This is a genomic window from Cribrihabitans neustonicus (assembly GCF_048820895.1).
Lineage (GTDB): Bacteria > Pseudomonadota > Alphaproteobacteria > Rhodobacterales > Rhodobacteraceae > Cribrihabitans_A > Cribrihabitans_A neustonicus.
Genome location: NZ_JBMERQ010000002.1, coordinates 162270 through 182570, shown reverse-complemented (window position 1 = coordinate 182570; position 20301 = coordinate 162270). Strand labels below are relative to the sequence as shown.

Here is a 20301-nt window from a genome sequence, read left to right as displayed (position 1 = left end):
AGGGTCCCTGTGTGGCGGGGAGGGGGGCAGGGCGCGAGATGTGCGCCCTGCCGGTCCAAGCACGGATCAGGTGCCGGACTTGATCTTGGTCCACAGGCGCGTCACCACGCGCTGCACCTTGGGCTCGTAGGGCGTGGTGGTGAAGAGGTTGTCCAGCGTCTTCTCGTCCGGGTAGATCGCCGGATCGCCGATCACGTCCTCGACCAGGTGGTCCTGCGAGGCCTTGTTGCCGTTGGCGTAGTAGACGTAGTTCGACGCCGCCGCCATGTTTTCGGGATCCATGATGAAGTTCAGGAATTTGTGCGCAGCATCCGGGTTCGGCGCGTCAACCGGGATCGCCATCTGGTCGAACCACATCTGGGCGCCTTCCTTGGGCGCGTGGTAGACAATCTCGACGTCATTTCCGGCCTCGGCCGCGCGGTCGCGGGCCTGCAGGATGTCGCCGGACCAGCCGACCGCGACACAGATGTCGCCGTTGGCGAGCGCGTTGATGTACTCGGACGAGTGGAACTTCTGGATATGCGGGCGGATCGGGGCAAAGACTTCCTCGGCCCTGGCGATCACATCAGGGTCGTGGCTGTCGGGATCCTCGCCGATGTAATTGAGCGCCGCGGGGATCATCTCCGCCGGGGCGTCCAGGAAATGCACGCCGCATTCTGCGAGCTTCTCCATGTTCTCCGGTTTGAACACCAGGTCCCAGCTGTCGATTGGCGCATCCTCGCCCAGGATTTCCTTCACCCTGTTGACGTTCGCGCCAATGCCGGTGGTGCCCCACATGTAGTTGATCGAATATTCGTTGCCGGGGTCGTACTGCGCGGTGCGTTTCTCGATCAGGTCCCACATGTGCTCATGGTTGGGCAGCTTCTCCATGTCCAGCTTCTGGAAGGCGCCTGCCGCGATCTGCCGCTGCAGGAAGGTGCCGGAGGGCACCACCACGTCATAGCCGGAGCCGCCTGCCAGCATCTTGGTTTCCAAAACCTCGTTGCTGTCAAAGACGTCGTAGATCAGTTCGATGCCGGTGTCTTCCTCGAACTTCGCAAGCAGGTCCTCGTCGATGTAGTCGGACCAGTTGTAGACGCGCACCTCTTCCGCGGCGGCACCGGCGGCGATCAGCGCGGCGGCGGCGGTCAAGGTCATCGTTTTCAGTGTCATGGAAATCTCCCTGTGCGTGCCGGTTTCGCAGCCCGGCTGGAATGGATTTGATCAAGTTTTGCCTCATTGGGCAATACCGTTTATGTTTTCACCCGGGCGGAGATGGTGCAAGCTGCCCGCAAAAGCGGAGGTGAAATCCAAGGTGAACGAGACCAATATGCAGGCCGCAGCGGCGGCGGACGGCGGCGCCAAACAGCCGGCCCATGAAACCGTCTACCAGACCCTGCGGGCGCAGATCCTGTTCGGCGAGCTGGCGCCGGGCCAGGCGGTGACCATCCAGGGTCTGGTGGAGGCGCTTGGCGCGGGCATGACGCCGGTGCGGGAAGCGATCCGGCGGCTGATATCGGACGGCGCGCTCATGTTTCAGGGCAACCGCCGCGTGTCGGTGCCGGAATTGACGGCCGGCGAGTTGGATGAACTTGTTTTTGCAAGAAGAACAATAGAATGCGAGCTTGCCCGCCGGGCCACCCTGCGCATCGGAGGATCACGGATCGCAGAGCTGGAGAGGATCGATGGCGCCCTCGACAAGGCGATTCTCGGCGGCGACGTGGCGGGCTATCTGGTGCAGAACTACAGCTTTCACACTGTGCTTTATAGCGAGGCCGGCGCCCCCATCCTCAGCGACATGGCGGACCGGTTGTGGCTGCGTTTCGGGCCCTCGCTCAGGGTGGTTTGCGGGCGGCTGGGTACTCAGAGCTTCCCGGACCGGCACAAGGACATCCTGGAGGCGCTGAAACGGCAGGATGCAGAGCTGGCGGCGCTGGCTATGGAGCGCGATGTGACGCAGGGCATGGAGCAGGTGCGCCAGGGGCTGGACGCGGCCAACTGATTCGATTGACACGCTGATATTTGATCATATTCTTGGGCAAACCGTCTTTCTCAGGAGTAAGCCCCATGAGTGCGATCACCAACCACATGCCTACGGGCGAGCTGCAAGCGCTCGACGCGGCGCATCACATGCATCCCTTCACTGCCAACGGCGAGCTGGCGCAGAAGGGTGCCCGTATCATCACCCGCGCAAGCGGCGTGCATCTGACCGACAGCGAGGGCAATGAGATCCTCGACGCAATGTCGGGGCTGTGGTGCGTGAACATCGGCTATGGCCGCGACGAGCTGGCCGAGGCGGCCGCCCGCCAGATGCGCGAGCTGCCCTATTACAACACTTTCTTCCAGACCTCGCACGTGCCTGCCATCGCGCTGGCGGCGCGGCTGGCGGAGCTGGCCCCGGGCGATCTCAACAACGTGTTCTTCGCAGGCTCCGGCTCGGAGGCGAATGATACCAACATCCGCATGGTCCGCCACTACTGGGCCGAGAAGGGCAAGCCCGGCAAGTCGGTCATCATCAGCCGCAAGAACGCCTACCACGGCTCCTCCGTGGGCAGCGGCTCGCTCGGTGGGATGTCCGGCATGCACGCCCAGGGCGGCCTGCCGATTCCGGACGTGCACCACATCAACCAGCCCGACTGGTGGTCCGAGGGCGGCGATATGCCACCCGCCGAATTCGGCCTCGCCCGCGCACAGGAACTGGAAGCGGCAATCCAGGAGCTGGGCGAAGACCGTGTCGCGGCCTTCATCGCCGAGCCGGTGCAGGGTGCTGGCGGCGTGATCGTGCCGCCGGAAACCTATTGGCCGGAAATCCAGCGCATCTGCGACAAGTATGAGATTCTGCTGATCGCCGATGAGGTGATCTGCGGCTTCGGGCGCACCGGCAACTGGTTCGGCAGCGAAACGCTAGGCATTCGCCCCGATATCATGACGATCGCCAAGGGGCTGAGCTCGGGCTATGCGCCAATCGGCGGCTCCATTGTGAGCGACGAGATCGCGGCGGTCATTGCGGGCGGCGAGTTCAACCACGGGTACACTTACTCCGGCCACCCGGTGGCGGCGGCAGTGGCGCTGGAGAACCTGCGCATCCTGGAGGAGGAAAACGTCCTCGCCCACGTGCGCGACGTGGCGGCGCCCTACCTGAAGGAAAAGTGGGAAGCGCTGACCGACCATCCGCTGGTCGGCGAGGCCAAGATCGTCGGGCTGATGGGTTCGATTGCCCTCACCCCGAACAAGGAGACCCGCGCGCCCTTCGCGGCGGAGGCCGGCACCGTGGGCTACCTCTGCCGCGAGCGCTGCTTTGCCAACAACCTGGTGATGCGCCATGTCGGCGACCGGATGATCATCGCACCGCCGCTGGTAATCACGCCGGAACAGATCGACGTGCTGATCGCCCGCGCCCGCCTGGCGCTGGACGAGGCCTATGCAGAAGCCAAGGAGAAGGGTCTGCTTGTGGCGGGCTGACTTTTCATCCCATGGCGCGGCCCTGCGCCGGGTAGTGGAATCACCAGCCCCCGTGCCCGAATGGGTGCGGGGGTTTGGCGTCGAATTTACGTTGGGGCCGCGATTTGCGCCGGAACGGCGCAAAGCCCCCCTTGCACGCCGCAAATCATCCGCTACGTTACGGCACTTACGGTTTAATCACGCCAGCCGGTCCGCGATCAGCGCGGTCCGCCCGCCCGGACAGCAAACTCCGCGCGGCCGCGTTCAGAGGCGGGAAGATTATTTTTTTCATCCCTAGCACTTGCTATGCTGGGTGTGATTAAATCCACAACAAGCGCAGAGCTAAAATCTGCCAGAGGTATAAAATAAACGGGGAGCCTGCTTTGGCTGATGCGTCAAACACTGATGCGTTCGTGGAATTCGAACGCGTCCAAAAGAGCTACGACGGCGAAAATCTCGTTGTCAAAGATCTCAACCTCACCATGCCCAAAGGCGAATTCCTGACCATGCTGGGGCCCTCGGGGTCCGGCAAGACCACCTGCCTGATGATGCTGGCGGGCTTCGAGACCGCCACCCACGGCGACATCCGGCTGGGCGGCACCTCGATCAACAACATTCCGCCGCACAAGCGCGGCATCGGCATGGTGTTCCAGAACTACGCTCTGTTTCCCCACATGACGATCGCGGAAAACCTCTCGTTCCCCTTGGAAGTGCGCAAGATGGGCAAGTCCGAGCGCGAACAGAAGGTGAAGCGGGCGCTGGACATGGTGGAGATGGGCGCCTTCGGCGGCCGCCGCCCGGCCCAGCTGTCAGGCGGCCAGCAGCAACGGATCGCCCTGGCCCGCGCGCTGGTCTTCGAGCCCGAGCTGGTTCTGATGGACGAACCGCTCGGCGCGCTCGACAAGCAGCTGCGCGAGAAGATGCAGTTCGAAATCACCAACCTGGCCCACAACCTCGGCATCACCACGGTCTATGTGACCCACGACCAGACCGAGGCGCTGACCATGTCGGACCGGGTTGCGGTGTTCGACGATGGCCGCATCCAGCAGCTGGCACCGCCGGATGTGCTTTACGAGGAGCCGCAGAACAGCTTCGTCGCCCAGTTCATCGGCGAGAACAACACGCTGGAAGGCACCGTCAAGGAGATCAAGGGCGGTCTGGCGCTGGTCCAGCTCGACGATGGCGAACTGATCGACTGCAAGCCGGTCAACGTCTCCAAGCCTGGCGAGCGCACCCGCGTCTCGATCCGGCCCGAGCGGGTCGAATACAATAAGGACCGCCTGCGGGCAGGGGTTCACACGCTGAAAGCGGAAGTGCTGGAGTTCATCTACATGGGCGACATCTTCCGCACCCGGCTGCGGGTGGCCGGCAATGATGAGTTCATCATCAAAACCCGCAATGCCCCTGACCAGGTCCGCCTTCAGCCCGGCCAGCAGATCGAGATCGGCTGGCTGCCAGAGGACTGCCGCGCGCTTGACGCCTGAGCCTGCGCGCTGCTTCGAACCCCCGGCGGACGAACGACCGGGGGGAACTCACCACGACGAATTTCAACAAGGAGAGTGTCCCTATGAAACTGACCAAACTGTCTGCTTTGGCAGCCACGACGGCGCTGTGCGCGCCCGCTGCCTTTGCCGCCGAGATGGCCAACGAGCTGACCCTGGTGTCCTGGGGCGGGGCCTATCAGCAGAGCCAGCAGAAGGCCTATGTCGAGCCCTATCTGGAGATGAACCCGGACGTGAAGATCATCTGGGACGAAAGCTCTGCCGAAGCGGTGGCCAAGCTGCGCGCGATGAACGAAGCCGGCAACGTGACCTGGGACCTGGTCGATGCCGTGGCGTCCGACGCGATGCGCCTGTGCGACGAAGGCCTGGCGATGGAGCTGGACCACGACGAGGTGCTGGCGGAAGCCCCCGATGGCACCCCGGCCTCCGAAGACTTCGGTGACCTGCTGGTCTCCGACTGCTTCGTTCCGCAGATAGTCTATTCCACAACCTTCGGCTACCGCACCGACCTGATCGACGCGCCGGATTCGGTTTGCGCGATCTTCGACACCGAGAAGTACCCGGGCAAGCGGTCGCTGCAGAAGCGCCCGATCGACAACATGGAGTGGGCGCTCTACTGCGATGGCGTGGCGAAGGAAGACATCTACGACACGCTGAGCACTGACGAGGGCGTCGACCGTGCGCTGGCCAAACTCGACACCATCAAGGACCAGGTGGTCTGGTGGACCGCCGGCGCGGAAACCCCGCAGCTGCTCGCCGATGGCGAAGTGGTAATGGGCTCCACCTTCAACGGCCGCCTGTTCTCCGCGATCGCCGAGCAGGACCAGCCGATCGGCATGCTTTGGGACATGCAGTCCTTTGACCTCGACGGCTGGATCGTGCCCGAAGGCCTGCCCGAAGACCGCCTGGCCCGCGTGATGGACTTCCTGAAGTTCGCCACGGACACCCAGCGCCTGGCTGATCAGGCTGCCTACATCTCCTATGGCCCGGCCCGTGCCTCTTCCGCTCCGCTGGTTGGCAAGCACGCCGAACTGGGCATCGACATGGCGCCGCACATGCCGACCGATCCGGCCAATTCCGGCAACGTGCACACCTATGACTACGAATGGTGGGCCGACAACCGTGATGATCTGGACGCCAAGTTCCAGGCATGGCTGGCCAAGTAATCGCCTGAGCGCGATCTGAACCATCGGGAAAGGGCTCCCGCCGCGGTGCCCTTTCCCCACCATAAAACCCGACAGGGGGTTTCCCAACATGAGCGATACAACCCTTTCCGGACCGGTTCTGGCCGCCGATGGCAGGCCGCTGAAGCGAAGTCTGGCCCGCGCCCTCCGGATGCAGAAGATCCGCGCGCTGATGCTGATCGCGCCGCTTCTGCTCTTTGTCCTGCTGACCTTCATTCTCCCGATCGCGGACATGCTGTTCCGCTCGGTCGAGAACCGCATTGTGCAGGACACCCTTCCGCAGACCGTGGTGGCGGTGCAGCAGTGGGACGCCGACAGCGGCGAAATCCCGCCCGAGCCGGTGTTCGAAGCGCTGGCCTATGACATGGTGGAGGCCGCCGAGCGCAAGGAACACACCCGTGTCGGTTCCCGGCTGAACTATGAAACACCCGGCATTTCCTCGCTGTTCCGCAAGGCCGGCCGCCGCGCCGACGACATCGGCGAGGGCTACCTGAAGCAGTTCGCGGAGCTCGATCCTGCCTGGGAAGAGCCGGAGACCTTTATTGCGATCTTCGCCGATCCGGAGTGGCTTGAAGACCGCGCAAGCAGCGAAAAAGAGCCGCGCTTCCGCCTTTCGGACGCCGCGCGCGATGCGTTGCCTGTGGCCAGCGCCGCGTATCTCAGCTTCGCCCGGACTATCCAGAACGAGGACAACGACAGCCCCACCGAAGAAGAGCCCTGGGCTCCGGTCTACATGGCGCTGCACACCGACCTCGCGGCCAATCCCTTTGCCGTCCGGGCCTTCGAAGGCGACGCGCAGCGCCTCCTGCAGGAGGCCGCTGCGGTGATCGAATCCGGCCAGATGGAAACCGAGTCGGCCCGCGACGCCTTCATCAAGATGGACAAGGACTGGGCCGACCCCGAAGTCTGGCGCACCATTAAGACCTACTCCGGCAAATATACCAACGGCTACTTCCTGAACGCCGCCGACCTGCAGAAAAGCCCGGACGGACCCGAACTGCGCCCCGAGGATGAGCGCATCTACGGCACCCTGTTCCTCCGCACGATGGTCATGTCTCTGGCGATCACCTGCAGCTGTATCGTGCTGGGTTACCCGGTGGCCTGGATCCTCGCCAACCTGCCTTCGCGCACCGCGAACCTCCTGATGATCCTGGTGCTGCTGCCGTTCTGGACCTCGCTCCTGGTGCGGACCTCGGCCTGGAAGGTGATGCTGCAGCAGCAGGGGGTGATCAATGACACTCTGGTCTGGCTCGGGCTGGTGAGCGACAGCGACCGGCTGGTGATGATCAACAACCAGTTCGGCACCATCGTGGCCATGACCCACATCCTGCTGCCGTTCATGATCCTGCCGATGTATTCGGTGATGCAGACCATCAATCCGACCTACCTGCGGGCGGCGAAATCGCTGGGCGCCACCAACTGGACGGCCTTCTGGCGGGTTTACTTTCCGCAGTCGGTGCCAGGCATCGGCGCGGGGTCGATCCTCGTCTTTATTCTGGCGATCGGCTACTACATCACGCCGGAGCTGGTGGGCGGCACCAAGGGTGTCTTTATCTCCAACCGGATCGCCTTCCACATCTCGCAGTCGCTGAACTGGGGCCTGGCCGCGGCGCTTGGGACCATCCTGCTTGTGGTCGTGCTGCTGCTGTACTGGGCCTATGACAAGATCGTCGGCATCGACAACGTGAAACTGGGATAACCGATATGGCTTTGACACCTGTTGAAAACCAAACCCCCGGTTTCACCGCCGCCGTTTCCGCCGCCGCAGGCGCCTTTTTCGGCCTCTTTGTGGGCACCGCCCAGGGCTCCGGCCTGATCGGGGTGCTGGCTGGTGCCGTTCTCCTCGGCGTGATCGGCTTCGTGGCCGCCGGGCTCACGGAAAAGGAATCCCCGCTGCGCTGGCTGCTGATCGCGGTCTTCGCGGCGGCGGGCTTCCTGCTCGGCGGTATCGTGGCGGGCATCATCGGCGCGCTCTTCGGCTGGTTCACCGGCTGGTTCGTGTTCTGGATCGCGACCTCCCGCTACCGCGCCCACCTGGCGCCCTACCTCACCCCGGGCCAGGTGCTCTGGCACTATGCCTTCCGGGTGATCTGCGGGGTGATCTTCGTCTTCCTGATCACGCCGATCCTGGTGGTGATGCCCCTGAGCTTCAACGCCGAGGACTTCTTTACTTTCACCCCCGAGATGCTGCGCTTCGACCCCGAGGGCTACTCGCTCAAGCACTACCGCGACTTCTTTACCAACGACGACTGGCAGCAGGCGCTGTGGAACTCGGTGAAGATCGCGCCGATGGCGACGCTCTTGTCGGTGGGTTTCGGCACCCTGGCGGCAATTGGCCTGAGCCAGCCGCATGTGCCCTTCCGCCGCGCGATCATGGCAATCCTGATCTCGCCGATGATCGTGCCGCTGATCATCTCGGCCGCGGGCATGTACTTCTTCTACAGCCGGATCGGCCTGCAGGGCACCTACTTCGGCGTGGTGCTGGCGCACGCGGCACTCGGCATCCCCTTCGTGATCATCACCGTCACTGCAACGCTGGTGGGCTTCGACCGCTCGCTCACCCGAGCGGCGGCCAACATGGGTGCCGGGCCCGTCACCACCTTCTTCCGGGTGCAGATGCCCCTGATCCTGCCGGGCGTGATCTCCGGCGGCCTCTTTGCCTTCATCACCTCCTTCGACGAGGTGGTGGTGGTGCTCTTCGTCGGCTCCGCCGGGCAGAAGACGCTGCCCTGGCAGATGTTCATCGGTCTGCGCGAGCAGATCTCGCCCACCATCCTTGCGGTGGCGACGATCCTGGTGGTGATCTCCATCGCGCTGCTCACAACGGTCGAGATGCTGCGCCGCCGCTCCGAGCGCCTGCGCGGCATGTCCCCAAGCTGACGCAGGGACCACAGACCAAAACCAAAAACAGGCCCCCAAGCGGGGCCTGTTCTGTTACTTTCTGACGGAAAATACCCTGAGGGTGAGCCTGGACAAGATCCGGGCGAGGGGAGGCGCCCCCCTCAAGCCCCTGAAAGCTTACCGCAACACTTTCAGAAGCGCAGGGGAAGCATAGCCATCCGGCACCAGCCCCCGTGCGTCCTGGAAGGCCCGCACCGCGTCGATCGTGTTGGGCCCGATGCGCCCGTCCACGCCCTGCGTGTCAAAGCCAGCCGCCGTCAGCCGGCGCTGCAGCTCCTCACGCTCAGCCCGGCTCAGCGCCCGGTCGCCGCGCGGCCAGCTGCTTTGCAGCGGTCCGGCGCCCTTCAGCCTATCCGACAGGTGCCCGACCCCAATCACATAGGCATCGGCGGCATTGTAGCGTTCGATCACCGCGAAGTTCTTGAAGATCATGAAGGCCGCGCCGTGCTGCCCGGCAGGCAGCAGGATCGAGGCTTTCCCGTGATCCGCCACCGCGTCACCATTCATGCCGCGCACACCCAGACGCGCCCATTCAGACGGCTGCTTGGTGATCTCCCGGTCTGCCAGCCGGTAGTCGAAATCCGAAGGCAGCCGCACCTCCACGCCCCAGGGCTGCCCCGTTACCCAGCCCGCTTCCTTAAGGTAGGCCGCGGTGGAGGCAAGCGCGTCCGAGGGGTCATCCGACCAGATGTCGCGCTTGCCGTCGCCGGTGAAGTCCACCGCGAACTGCAGGTAGGAGGCCGGGATAAACTGGGTATGCCCCATCGCGCCAGCCCAGCTGCCGGTCATCTTGCGCGGCGGCACGTCGCCAGCCTGCAGGATCTGCAGCGCCGCGATCAGCTGGCCCTCGAAAAACTCGCCGCGGCGCCCGTCAAAGGCCAGCGTCGCCAGCGAGCGCACCACGTCCATGCTGCCGCGGAAGCTGCCAAAGCTGCTTTCCAGACCCCAGATCGCCGCCACCACTTCCTTGTCGACGCCATAAGCAGCTTCGATCCTCTCCAGCCGCTGCTGCTGGGCGGCGAGGGCGGCGCGGCCGTTCTTCACCCGCGTGTCCGACGCGGCGCTGTCGAGATACTGCCAGATCGTCTTGCTGAACTCGGACTGGTTGCGGTCGCGGCGGATCACCTCCGGGTCGGGGGTGACGCCGTCCAGTGCAGCCTCCAGCGTTGCGGCGCTGATGCCCTGCGCCTGGGCACGGCCGCGGAATCCCGTGAGCCACTCCCGGAAGCGCGCGTCTTCGGCGGCCTGTTCGGGGGAGGGGGAAATCGAGCCGTCCGGCCGCGCCAGCGGGCGCAGCGACGCGGCGCTGGCGGTGCGGATGGCACCCGTGTTCCCGGATACCGCGGCGCCGGGCCGTGTCTCGGGTCTGAGAGAGCTGTCGGGCGGGGCCGTGCCCGCCATTGCAGTGCCGCCTGCCAGCAGGGATGCCGTTAACCAAATACGCATGGGAATACCTCAATAACGTGCTGCTCCCCTCCACCTTAGCGGCGGGGGGTGCAGCACAAAAGGCCCGAGCGCGGAAATGGCGGGAGCTTGCCTGCGGCGCTGTGCGCGTGCCGGGTCAGCCGCGGCGCTTGCGCTCGACCTTGCGTTTGACCTTGGCGGTCTTGATCTTGGACTTCGCGGCCTTGCGTTTGGGTGACTGGCCCGCCGGGCTGCGCCGGCCGCCCCTGCCGCCCCGGCCGCCGCCGCGCGGCAGCTTGGCGTCCTCAATCGACAAGAGCTCCAGCTCCAGCCCGCCGGTGACCGGCGCAGCCTCGGTCAGGCGCACGGTGACGCGCTGGCCGATGGCCAGGGTCAGCCCGGTGTCCGAGCCTGAGAGCGTCCCGGCCTGCGGGTCGAAATGGAAGAACTCCCGCCCGATCGAGCGCACCGGCACCAGCCCGTCGGCGCCGGTTTCGTCCAGCTTCACGAAGGCGCCGAAGCGGGCGATGCCGCTGATCCGGCCGGCAAATTCGTTGCCGACCCGTTCGCTAAGGTAGGCGGCGAGGTATCGGTCGGTGGTGTCGCGCTCGGCAATCATCGAGCGGCGCTCGGTATCGGAAATATGGGTGGCGGTCTGCTCCAGCCGCTCGATCTCCTCGGCCGTGAGGCCATCGTTGCTCCAGCCATGCGCCGAAATCAGCGACCGGTGCACGATCAGGTCGGCATAGCGGCGGATTGGCGAGGTGAAATGCGCGTAGTTCCTGAGCGCGAGGCCGAAGTGGCCGAAGTTCTCCGGGTTGTAGTAGGCCTGCTGCATCGAGCGCAGGGTGGAGATGTTGATGAGCTCCGCGTCCTCGGTCCCGGCGGCGCTGTTCAGGAGCGCGTTCAGGTGGCGGGTCTGCAGCACCTGGCCCTTGGCCAGGTTCAGCCCGGCGGCGCGGGCGGTTTCCCGCAGCGCTTCCAGCTTGTCCTGGGCCGGCTCCTCATGCACGCGGAACAGAAGCGGCGAGCGCTTTTTGATCAGCGTCTCGGCGGCGGCGACATTGGCGAGGATCATGAATTCCTCGATCAGCTTGTGCGCATCCAGCCGGTCGCGGAAGGCAACCGAGGTCACGGTGCCGTCCTTGTCCAGAACGATCTTGCGCTCCGGCAGATCCAGATCCAGCGGCTCGCGCGCGGCGCGGGCGCGCCGCAAGGCCGCGTAGGCGCCGTAGAGCGGTTTGATCACGGTCTCCAGCAGCGGCTTGGTCTTCTCGTTCGGAGTGCCGTCTTTTGCTGCCTGCACCTCCTGATAGTTCAGTGAGGCGGCGGACCGCATCAGCCCGCGCACGAAGCGGTGGCCGAGCTTGTTGCCCTCGGCGTCGATCTGCATCCGCACAGCCACACAGGCCCGCGGCACGCCCTCGTGCAGGGAGCAGAGGTCGCCCGACAGCCGGTCCGGCAGCATTGGCACCACGCGGTCGGGGAAGTAGCTGGAGTTGCCCCGCTTGCGGGCCTCGCGGTCGAGCGCCGAGCCCGGGCGCACGTAGGCGGCGACATCGGCAATCGCCACCCAGATGACAAAGCCGCCGGGGTTTGCCGGATCGTCGTCCTCCTGTGCATAGCAGGCGTCGTCGTGGTCGCGCGCATCGGCCGGGTCGATGGTGACCAGCGGCAGCTCGCGCAGGTCTTCGCGGCCCTTCAGCCCCTGCGGCTTCACCGCGTCGGCCTCGGCCAGGACCTCTTCGGGGAAGTCGTCGGGGATGCCGTGCTGGTGGATCGCGATGAGCGACACCGCCTTGGGCGCCGCCGGATCACCCAGCCGCTCGACGATGCGGGCGCGGGGCAGGCCGACGCGGGACTTGGGGCCGGCCTGCTCGGCCTCCACCAGCTCGCCGTCGCGGGCCTTGGCGGTGGCGTCGGGGGCCACCATCCACTCGTCCGAGGACGCCTTGTCGATCGGCACCACCCTGCCGCCCTCGGCACCGCTGCGGAAGATCCCGAGGATTCGCTTGGGGCCGGAAGCGATGCGGCGGATCAGCCGGGCCTCGTAGTTGTGGTCCTGATCGGGCACCGCGGTCAGCCGGGCCAGCACGCGGTCGCCTTCGCCAAGCGCCGGGTCGGAGGCTTTGGTGAGGATCAGGATGATCGGCTCGATGCCCTCGCCGTGCCATTCCAGCGGGCGGCCGTAGAGGTCGCCATGGTCATCCGGCGCCTTTACCTGCAGCACGGTGACGAGCGGCAGCTGGTCCGGGTCGCGGTAGGTCTTCTTGCGCTTCTGCAGGTGGCCTTCGGCCTCCAGCTCCTTCAACAGGCGCTTGAGGTCGATGCGGTCCGCGCCCTTGATGCCAAAGGCTTTGGCAATGTCACGTTTTGCAGTCTGCGTCGGGTTGGCGGAAATCCAGTCGAGGATTTCGGCCTTGGAGGGTATACGGCTCATGTGACCGCCCTAGCACGGCGCGCGGGGCGCGTCATGGGGGAAAAGCGTTTGCGCCGCTCAGCGCAGGCGGCGTTCCGGCAGGCCGGCGCTCAGATCCGCGGCGGTATCGACGTCGCGCAGTGTGTCGGTGAAGGCAATGCGCAGGCCGGGTGCAGTGGCGAGTGTGTCAGCGAGCGCGTGTTCGCTGGACCAGCGGACGTCTCCGAAAAGGCCTGCGGGCAGCCGGGAAGGGTGTTTCGCGCCTACCAGCCAATACCCGCCGTCCTCTGCCGGGCCGAAGACCGCGTCATGATTGCCAAGTGCGGTAAAGGCGCGGGCGATGTGCGCGCGGGTGATGCCGGGAATGTCGCCACCAATCAGGCAGGTTGGCCCAATTCGCCGGCTTTGCCTGCGAGGGCCTGGCGCCGCCTTCAGCATCCGTTTCATCCGCGCCCCCAGATCGCCGCCGCCCTGCGCCAGCCGCGGCAGGTCCGCGGGCCAAACCTTGGAATGGACCGCGCCCTCCGGCGCCACTGCCAGTACGATCTGCCAGCGCGGGTCGCGCAGGCGCCGGATCAGCCGCGCGGTCTGGTGGCGGAACCACCAGGTGGCCGGGATCACCCCGATATCGCCGCCCAGCCGGGTCTTCACCCGCCCCGGCCGCGGCTCTTTCAGCATGATGACGAGACGCGCGCGCATGGGTGCGTGCTTCAGGCGAAATAGTCTTTCAGGATACGGGTATAGATGGCCTTCAGCTGTTCGATCTGCGCTACCTCCACGCATTCGTCGACCTGATGCATGGTCTTGCCGACCAGCCCGAACTCCACCACCGGGCAGTGATCCTTTACAAAGCGCGCATCCGAGGTGCCGCCGGTGGTGGACAGTTCGGGCTTCACGCCGGTCTCGGCCTCCACCACGGCGGAGACCAGACCTGACAGATCGCCCGGAGGCGTGATGAAGCTTTCGCCGGAGATCTTCACCTCCATGCCGATCTTCAGCCCGAACTCCTCGGCCACCTTGTCAGCCTCGCCTTGCAGCCAATCGGTGAGGCTCGCGCCCGAATGCGCGTCGTTGAAGCGGATGTTCACGGTGGCGCGGCTCTGCGCCGGGATCACGTTGGTCGCGGGGTTGCCGGTGTCGATGGTGACCACGGCGAGGGTCGAGGCATCGAAATGCTCGGTGCCCTGGTCGAGCTCGTGGCTCGCCAGCCGATCCATCAGCCGCGCCATCGCGTTCAGGGGGTTGTTGGCGCGGTGCGGGTAGGCGGAGTGGCCCTGCACGCCGGTCACCGTGAACCAGGCGGTGAGCGAGCCGCGGCGGCCGATCTTGATCATCTCGCCCATGGTGCTGGGGCAGGTCGGCTCCCCCACGAGGCAGACCGACATCTTCTCGCCCGCGCGCTCCATGTGTTCCAGAAGCGCCGTGGTGCCGTCCACCGCGTCGCCTTCCTCGTCCCCGGTGATGGTGAGGATCACGGCGCCGTCGGGGGGCGTTTCGCGGACGAAGTCGATGGCGGCTGCGGCAAAGGCGGCGACGCCCGATTTCATGTCGGTGGCGCCGCGGCCGTACATCACGCCGTCTTTGATCTCCGCGCCGAAGGGCGCCATGGTCCAGGCGGCTTCATCGCCAAGCGGCACCACGTCGGTGTGGCCATTGAAGCCGAAAGTGCGCGGGTGGCCCTTCTCGCCCCAGCGGGCAAAGAGGTTGGCGATGCCGCCGCGGTCGACCCGGGTGCATTCAAACCCTGCCCCGCTCAGCAGCTTTTCCAGCAGCACCAGCGCCCCGCCCTCTTCTGGCGTGACCGAGGGGCAGCGGATCAGTTCGGCGGTCAGTTGGACGGGATCGGTCTGCGGCATGGGGAGGCTCCGGGAACAATGGCTAGCCCCGGCCTAGCGCGGATCGGCTGCCGGTTCAATCGGCGGCGCCCTGCGGCGCGGCCGCCACGCCCCGCGGCGGCTGCGCCCGGGACCGTCCCGCCATGCTTGCGCGGTGGCGGGGTTCCGCCTAGGGGAACTGTACAGATCCATTTTCAGGCCATCGAGCGTTTCCTTGAGAGTTTTCCGTCTCTGCGTCCTTCTCACCCTGTCCTTCTGGGGCCAGTGGCTGTCCGCCCAGGTGCTGACTGTGAACACGGTGACCCGGCCGCCGTTCTCGATGCTGGAGGGCGGCCGTGACACCGGCTTCTCGCTGGAACTCCTTGACGCGCTAGCGAGCCGGCTAGGCTGGAGCTACGCGGTCAACCGCACCGATAGCTTTGCCGGCATGCTCGACGGAGTGCGCAGCGGCGAGAGTGACCTGGCGGCGGCCAACATCTCGATTACCGCGGCGCGCGAAGTGGAGATGGACTTCAGCCAGCCGATCTTCGAGAGCGGCCTGCAGATCATGGTGCAGGCCGATGACGTGCGCGCGCCCTCGCTGCTGCGGGCGCTGCTGTCCTGGGATCTTGCCGCGGCCATCGGCATCGCGTTCGTCCTGCTCCTGGGCGGCGGCATGCTGATGTGGGGCTTCGAGCGCCGGGCCCAGCCCTATTTCGACCGGCCCCTGAAGGAAGCCTGGTTCCCGTCCTTCTGGTGGGCGCTGAACCTGGTGGTGAACGGCGGTTTCGAGGAGCGGGTGCCGCGCACGCCGGTCGGGCGCATCTTCGGCGTGGTGCTGGTGATTTCCTCGCTCTTCGTGGTGTCGGTCTTTGTCGCCAAGATCACCGCGGTGATGACGGTGGAGGCGATCAGCGGCTCGGTGAATTCGGTCAACGACCTTTACGGCAAGCAGGTCGGCACCATCGAAGGCTCCACCGCGGCCGGTTTCCTCGACCGGCGCGAGATCGGCTATGCCGCCTATCCCGGGCTCAAACCGCTGCTGGCCGCCTTCGAGGCACGGGAGCTGAACGCGGTGGTCTTCGATGCGCCGGTGCTGAACTACTATATCCGGCACGGCGGGCATGAGTTTGGCCGCACTGTGGGGCCGGCCTTCCTGCGGGAGAACTACGGGCTGGTGTTTCCGGCCGGGTCGCCGCTGGTGGAAGATGTCAACCGGGTGCTCTTGAGCCTGCAGGAAGACGGCACCTATGACGCCATCTACCGCAAGTGGTTCGGCAGCCAGTACTGACCCCGCCGCCGCGCCATTACCAGCCAGTCAGAAGCCGCGGGGCAGTCAGTGAACCACCGGCTCCTCGCCATCGAAGAAGGGGGTCATCTGGGCCACGATCACCGCGTTTTCGTCCAGCGCCCGCTGCATCAGCGCCCGCTCTTCCCCGCCGATCTCATGGCCTTCGTCCTCGCGCTCCTGCAAGGTGCCGTAGCCGGTGACATCCAGCGGCGCGGTATCCGCCTGCTTCAGGATCGCCACAGTCTCGCGCACCGCCTCGGCCTCGTCCACGCCGGAGGCATAGACCATCAGCGCCGCCCCGGTGGCGCCATCAGGCAGCCCGTCGCCTTCCTTGCGTCCGATCTGGACGAGGAGGGTGTAGACCTGCTGGCGGGAGGTTTTCTTCTGTTCCATGGCGCTGCCATATCGTTGCGGCGCCCCGCTGGTCAATCGAAATGGCCTGTGACGGGGCCGCTGCGGCCGCAAAGTGAAAATATTGCAAAATACCCCACCGCCGCCGCCGCAGTGTTTACCTCGCTGCAACCGCAGGGCAGCTAGGCCCGTGTCAGCGACAGATTTGGGTCTATGCATTTCGAAAAGGACATTGGATGAGCTCTGCCTCCGAATTGCCGATCGATACCTCAGCTTCTGCCTGGCAGATGGCCAATGCCATGTTCGGCAACGGCATCGTCATCATGTCGGCTGATTACACCGGGGCAAGCTCGGCGTCGGGGATCTATTCCAACGGTGATTCGGCCGCCCCGGAGCTCACACCGTCGGACAGCGGGGTAATCCTGTCGACCGGCCGTGCGCAGGATGTGACCAACAGCAGCGGCGACGTGAACTCCCGTGCCAATACCACTACCCAGCACAAAACTGCGGGTGATTCCGATCTGTCGGAGATCGCTGGCGGCGCAACCTACGACGCCGCCGTCTTCGAAGCAGACTTTGTGCCGGCCGGGTCGGTGCTCTCGATGCAGTTCGTGTTCTCTTCCGAAGAATACCTCGAATATGTCAACTCCGGTTTCAACGATGCGGTCGGGGTCTGGGTCAACGGGGTGCCGGCGCAGCTGACAGTGGGAGAGGGCGACATCTCGATCGACAACATCAACAACGTGTCGAATTCCAACCTCTACGTCGACAACAGCCACAAGGACGACTCCTACAACACCGAGATGGATGGCTTCACCGTGACTCTGAAGCTCACGGCGCCGGTCAACCCGGGGCAGGTCAACACTATCAAGATCGGCATCGCCGATGCGGGCGACGCGAAATACGATTCCAATCTGCTGATCGCCGGCGATTCGATTCAGACCGAGGTGATCGCGGCAGACGATTGGGTTTCGGTGCAGGAGGGTGACAGCGAAATCATCGACGTATTGGCCAACGACACCCACGCCGCCGGCGGCACGCTCCACATTACTCATATCAACAACCAGCCGGTCACCGCGGGCGATACCGTCACCCTGGCCGATGGCGAGACAGTGACCCTGAACGGGGACGGCACCTTTACCGTCACCGGCAAGGAGGACGTCGCCAGCGACGAGGAGACCACTTTCACTTACACGGTGGCGGACGATGCGGGCACCTCGGACGTGGGCTTCGTCAAGATGACGACGACGCCCTGCTTCACCGAGGAAACGCTGATCGACACGGTGCACGGGCCGATGCCGATCCGGGAGATCCGCCCCGGCACCCTGGTGCTGACCCGTGACGACGGCCCGCAGCCGGTGCGCTGGATCGGCCGCAGCCGCCGTCTGGCGGAGGGGCGCGACGCGCCGGTGCAGATCACCGCCAATGCGCTGGGGCAGCACGACGCGATGGAGCTATCGCCCTGCCACCGGGTGCTGATCGCCTCGGGCAGTGCCGAGCTGATGTTCGGCGCGCGCCAGGTCCTGGTGGCAGCGAAGCATCTGGTCAACGGCACCACTGTCCGGGTGCGGGAGGACCGCCGGCCCGTCACCTATCTGCACCTCCTGTTCGACCGCCACCAGATCGTCCGCGGCAACGGGCTGGAGAGCGAAAGCTACCACCCCGGCGCGCAAAGCCTGGAGGGGCTGGACGAGGACACCCGGGCCGAGTTCATGGCGCTGATGGGCGGCAGCTGGCGCAGTTACGGGGCTGCCGCGCGGATGTCCCTCAAGGCGCATGAAAGCCGGCTGCTGGCGGCGGAGCTTCAGTAGCGGGCTTCAGTAGCGGGTCTGCATCCGGTAGCCAGGGTGGAAGGTCATCCGGGCAAATGTCACGGGCTCTTGCTGGAACCAGGTGGTGCGCTCCATCTGGAACAATGGCACGCCTTCGCCGCTGCCCAGGAACCCCGACAGCCGCGCATCCGCCGCCACCGCCGCCAGCGAGATCTCGGCGGTGGAGAAGGGCACCTCCGCCAGCAGCCATTCGTTCGGCCCCGTATTGTTAAAATCCGCCTCCGTCACATGCGGCACAGCGGCGGTGCTGATCCAGCGCTCCTCAAACTGGAAAGGACGGTTGTCGGCGTAATGCATGCACTGCAGGTGCAGCACTTCCGCCGCCGCGGGCAGCCCCATCTGCGAGGCAAGCCAAGGCGGCGCCGGCATCTCTTCCCGGTGCACCAGCGCATAGCGGTAATCGGCGTTCATCTCCTCGACCATCTGCCGCATCACCAGGATCTCCAGCTTGGCCTGGCGCACCGGGCTGACGGCTACCCGCGTGCCGCTCCTGCGCTTGCGGTCGATGATGCCGCGGGCGGCGAGCTCCTGCAGCGCGCGGTTCACGGTGGCGCGGGCGCAGCCGAATTCCTCCGCCAGCTCCTGCTCGGTCGGCAAAAGCGCGCCCTGCGGCCAGACCCGGTCCTGAATGCGCCGCAGCACCTCGTCGCGGACGTCCTGAAAGCTGGTTTTCTTCTGCTGCTGCACCGGGTTGCCTGTCCTGTTGTGCCGTTTTCCGGCTGGCGGGACTATGTCCGCCGCCCGTCGGGAATGTAAAGCCGCGCCGCCGGGGCAGCGCGGCGGTTCAGAGGCTGTCCAGGAGGTCCTTCACCGCCGTCCGGTAGGCCGCAATGATCTCCGCCCGCGCCACGTGGTGGCCGTCACGCACCACGTGCCGCCCGGCGCTCCAGACGTCGGTGACGGTGTCGTCTCCGGCGGCAAAGCACAGCCCGTCCAGCAGTTGCCCCGGCCGCAGCGCGCAGAGCGCGGGCGCGGAGCTGTCGATGGCCACCAGATCGGCCAGAGCGCCAGCTTCGATCCGCCCGGCATCGCGCCCCAGCGCCTGCGCCCCACCCGCGGTGGCGCCGAGGTAAAGCGTTTCCCCGACCGAGCCTGCGCCCGGTACCAGGACGTTGCGCGCAAGGTCGCGAAGGCGCTGCGAGTATTCCAGCGTCCGCAGCTCCTCCACCAGCGAGATCCGCACGTTGGAATCCGAGCCCACCCCGAAGGTGCCGCCATGGGCCAGATACTCCGGCCCGTTGAAGGGGCCGTCGCCCAGGTTCGCCTCGGTCACCGGGCACAGCCCCGCCACCGCGCCCGAGCGCGCCGCCGCCCGGGTCTCGGCACTGGTCATGTGGGTCGCATGAATGAGGCACCACCTGCCGTCCGCCGGGGCGTTGTCCAGCAGCCATTCCACCGGCCGTGCGCCCAGCCAATTGCGGACATCCTCAACTTCCTTCGGCTGCTCCGCGATGTGGATATGCACCGGCTGGCCGTCTTGCAGCGTCAGCACTTCTGCCAGATCCCCGGGGCAGGTGGCGCGCAGGGAGTGCGGTGCAATGCCCACGCGGGTGTCCGGCGGCAGGTCGCGCGCTGCAACCTCTCGCGCCTGCGTTACCAGTTCAGCGAACCCCTCGACGCTGTTGCCGAACCGCTGCTGCCCGCCGCTCAGCGCCTGCCGCCCCGCGCCGCCGTAGGTATAGAGCACCGGCAGATGGGTGAGGCCGATGCCCGCCCGCCGGGCCGCGGCAAAGACCCGTTCGCTCAGTTCCGCCGGAGAATCGTACCGGGCCCCTCCTCGCTGATGGTGCACATAGTGGAATTCGCCCACGGCGGCATATCCCGCCTCCAGCATTTCCATGAAGACCAGGGCCGCAATGGCTTCGTACTGATCGGGCGTGAGGTGGTCCATGAAGCGGTACATCAGGCTGCGCCAGGTCCAGAAACTGTCCTTCCCGGCTGCGCGTACCTCGGTCATGCCAGCCATCGCGCGCTGAAAGCTATGTGAATGCAGATTGCCAAGAGCGGGCAACAGCGTGTCCACCCTCCAGTCCCCGTCCTGCGCCGCAGCACCAGTTTCGACCGTGGCGATGCGCCCATCTGCAACCGTCAGGCGGAGGTTTTCGGCCCAGCCCTCGGGCAGGCGGGCGTGCCGGGCAAAAATCGTCTGCATCTGATCCTCATATGTATAGACATAATGAGTT

Annotated in this window: 16 protein-coding genes; 8 read left to right on the top strand and 8 right to left on the bottom strand. The window is 65.7% G+C overall.

All coding sequences use genetic code 11. The annotated features are described in order from the left end of the window. Window positions 1–66 precede the first annotated feature (66 nt). Window positions 67–1152, bottom strand: a complete 1086-nt coding sequence (locus ACOHWE_RS05980) for a polyamine ABC transporter substrate-binding protein (RefSeq protein WP_420664932.1) — start codon at window positions 1150–1152, stop codon at window positions 67–69. An 82-nt stretch (window positions 1153–1234) separates the two neighbouring features. Here ACOHWE_RS05980 and ACOHWE_RS05975 point away from each other — a divergent pair, with 82 nt between their 5' ends. The 6 genes from ACOHWE_RS05975 to ACOHWE_RS05950 all read left to right on the top strand — a co-directional run bounded on the left by ACOHWE_RS05975 (window position 1235) and on the right by ACOHWE_RS05950 (window position 8986). Beyond that, the gene (locus ACOHWE_RS05975) at window positions 1235–1981 is read left to right on the top strand and encodes a GntR family transcriptional regulator (protein ID WP_420664931.1); all 747 of its coding nucleotides are present in this window, start codon (window positions 1235–1237) and stop codon (window positions 1979–1981) included. 65 nt (window positions 1982–2046) lie between these two features. After that, window positions 2047–3441, top strand: coding sequence for an aspartate aminotransferase family protein (locus ACOHWE_RS05970; protein WP_420664929.1), 1395 nt, complete (start codon window positions 2047–2049; stop codon window positions 3439–3441). Window positions 3442–3803: 362 nt separating this feature from the next. Continuing rightward, window positions 3804–4904, top strand: coding sequence for an ABC transporter ATP-binding protein (locus ACOHWE_RS05965; protein WP_420664928.1), 1101 nt, complete (start codon window positions 3804–3806; stop codon window positions 4902–4904). 83 nt (window positions 4905–4987) lie between these two features. Next, window positions 4988–6088 carry an extracellular solute-binding protein gene (locus ACOHWE_RS05960; protein WP_420664927.1) on the top strand — a complete coding sequence of 367 codons (1101 nt, stop codon included), beginning with the start codon at window positions 4988–4990 and terminating at the stop codon, window positions 6086–6088. Window positions 6089–6176: 88 nt separating this feature from the next. After that, complete coding sequence (locus tag ACOHWE_RS05955) at window positions 6177–7805, top strand: ABC transporter permease (protein WP_420664925.1); 1629 nt, start codon at window positions 6177–6179, stop codon at window positions 7803–7805. A 5-nt stretch (window positions 7806–7810) separates the two neighbouring features. Further along, window positions 7811–8986 carry an ABC transporter permease gene (locus tag ACOHWE_RS05950; protein ID WP_420664924.1) on the top strand — a complete coding sequence of 392 codons (1176 nt, stop codon included), beginning with the start codon at window positions 7811–7813 and terminating at the stop codon, window positions 8984–8986. A gap of 138 nt (window positions 8987–9124) precedes the next feature. Here the strand turns inward: ACOHWE_RS05950 and ACOHWE_RS05945 are convergent, their stop codons facing one another. The 4 genes from ACOHWE_RS05945 to dapE all read right to left on the bottom strand — a co-directional run bounded on the left by ACOHWE_RS05945 (window position 9125) and on the right by dapE (window position 14686). After that, window positions 9125–10453 (bottom strand): lytic murein transglycosylase, encoded by a 1329-nt coding sequence (locus tag ACOHWE_RS05945; RefSeq protein WP_420664923.1) that lies wholly within the window; start codon window positions 10451–10453, stop codon window positions 9125–9127. Window positions 10454–10568: 115 nt separating this feature from the next. Then, window positions 10569–12851 carry a ribonuclease R gene (rnr, locus tag ACOHWE_RS05940; RefSeq protein WP_420664922.1) on the bottom strand — a complete coding sequence of 761 codons (2283 nt, stop codon included), beginning with the start codon at window positions 12849–12851 and terminating at the stop codon, window positions 10569–10571. A gap of 57 nt (window positions 12852–12908) precedes the next feature. Then, window positions 12909–13529: a TIGR04282 family arsenosugar biosynthesis glycosyltransferase gene (locus ACOHWE_RS05935; RefSeq protein WP_420664920.1), complete on the bottom strand. Its 621-nt coding sequence runs from the start codon at window positions 13527–13529 to the stop codon at window positions 12909–12911. Window positions 13530–13540: 11 nt separating this feature from the next. Continuing rightward, entirely contained in the window at window positions 13541–14686 is a 1146-nt protein-coding gene (gene dapE, locus ACOHWE_RS05930) for a succinyl-diaminopimelate desuccinylase (RefSeq protein ID WP_420664919.1), read from the bottom strand. A gap of 193 nt (window positions 14687–14879) precedes the next feature. On the opposite strand from dapE, the gene ACOHWE_RS05925 reads away from it, so the two are divergent. Then, entirely contained in the window at window positions 14880–15935 is a 1056-nt protein-coding gene (locus ACOHWE_RS05925) for a transporter substrate-binding domain-containing protein (RefSeq protein WP_420664917.1), read from the top strand. Between the two features lie 45 nt (window positions 15936–15980). Here ACOHWE_RS05925 and ACOHWE_RS05920 read toward each other — a convergent pair whose 3' ends face one another. After that, window positions 15981–16328 (bottom strand): hypothetical protein, encoded by a 348-nt coding sequence (locus ACOHWE_RS05920; RefSeq protein WP_420664915.1) that lies wholly within the window; start codon window positions 16326–16328, stop codon window positions 15981–15983. A gap of 194 nt (window positions 16329–16522) precedes the next feature. Between ACOHWE_RS05920 and ACOHWE_RS05915 the strand changes: the two genes are divergently transcribed. Further along, on the top strand, window positions 16523–18097 hold the full coding sequence (locus ACOHWE_RS05915) for a choice-of-anchor L domain-containing protein (RefSeq protein ID WP_420664914.1): 1575 nt from the start codon (window positions 16523–16525) through the stop codon (window positions 18095–18097). Between the two features lie 6 nt (window positions 18098–18103). On the opposite strand, the gene ACOHWE_RS05910 is transcribed toward ACOHWE_RS05915, so the two are convergent. Beyond that, window positions 18104–18805 carry a GntR family transcriptional regulator gene (locus tag ACOHWE_RS05910; protein WP_420664913.1) on the bottom strand — a complete coding sequence of 234 codons (702 nt, stop codon included), beginning with the start codon at window positions 18803–18805 and terminating at the stop codon, window positions 18104–18106. Between the two features lie 97 nt (window positions 18806–18902). Further along, the gene (locus ACOHWE_RS05905; RefSeq protein WP_420664912.1) at window positions 18903–20270 is read right to left on the bottom strand and encodes a formimidoylglutamate deiminase; all 1368 of its coding nucleotides are present in this window, start codon (window positions 20268–20270) and stop codon (window positions 18903–18905) included. Window positions 20271–20301 lie beyond the last annotated feature (31 nt).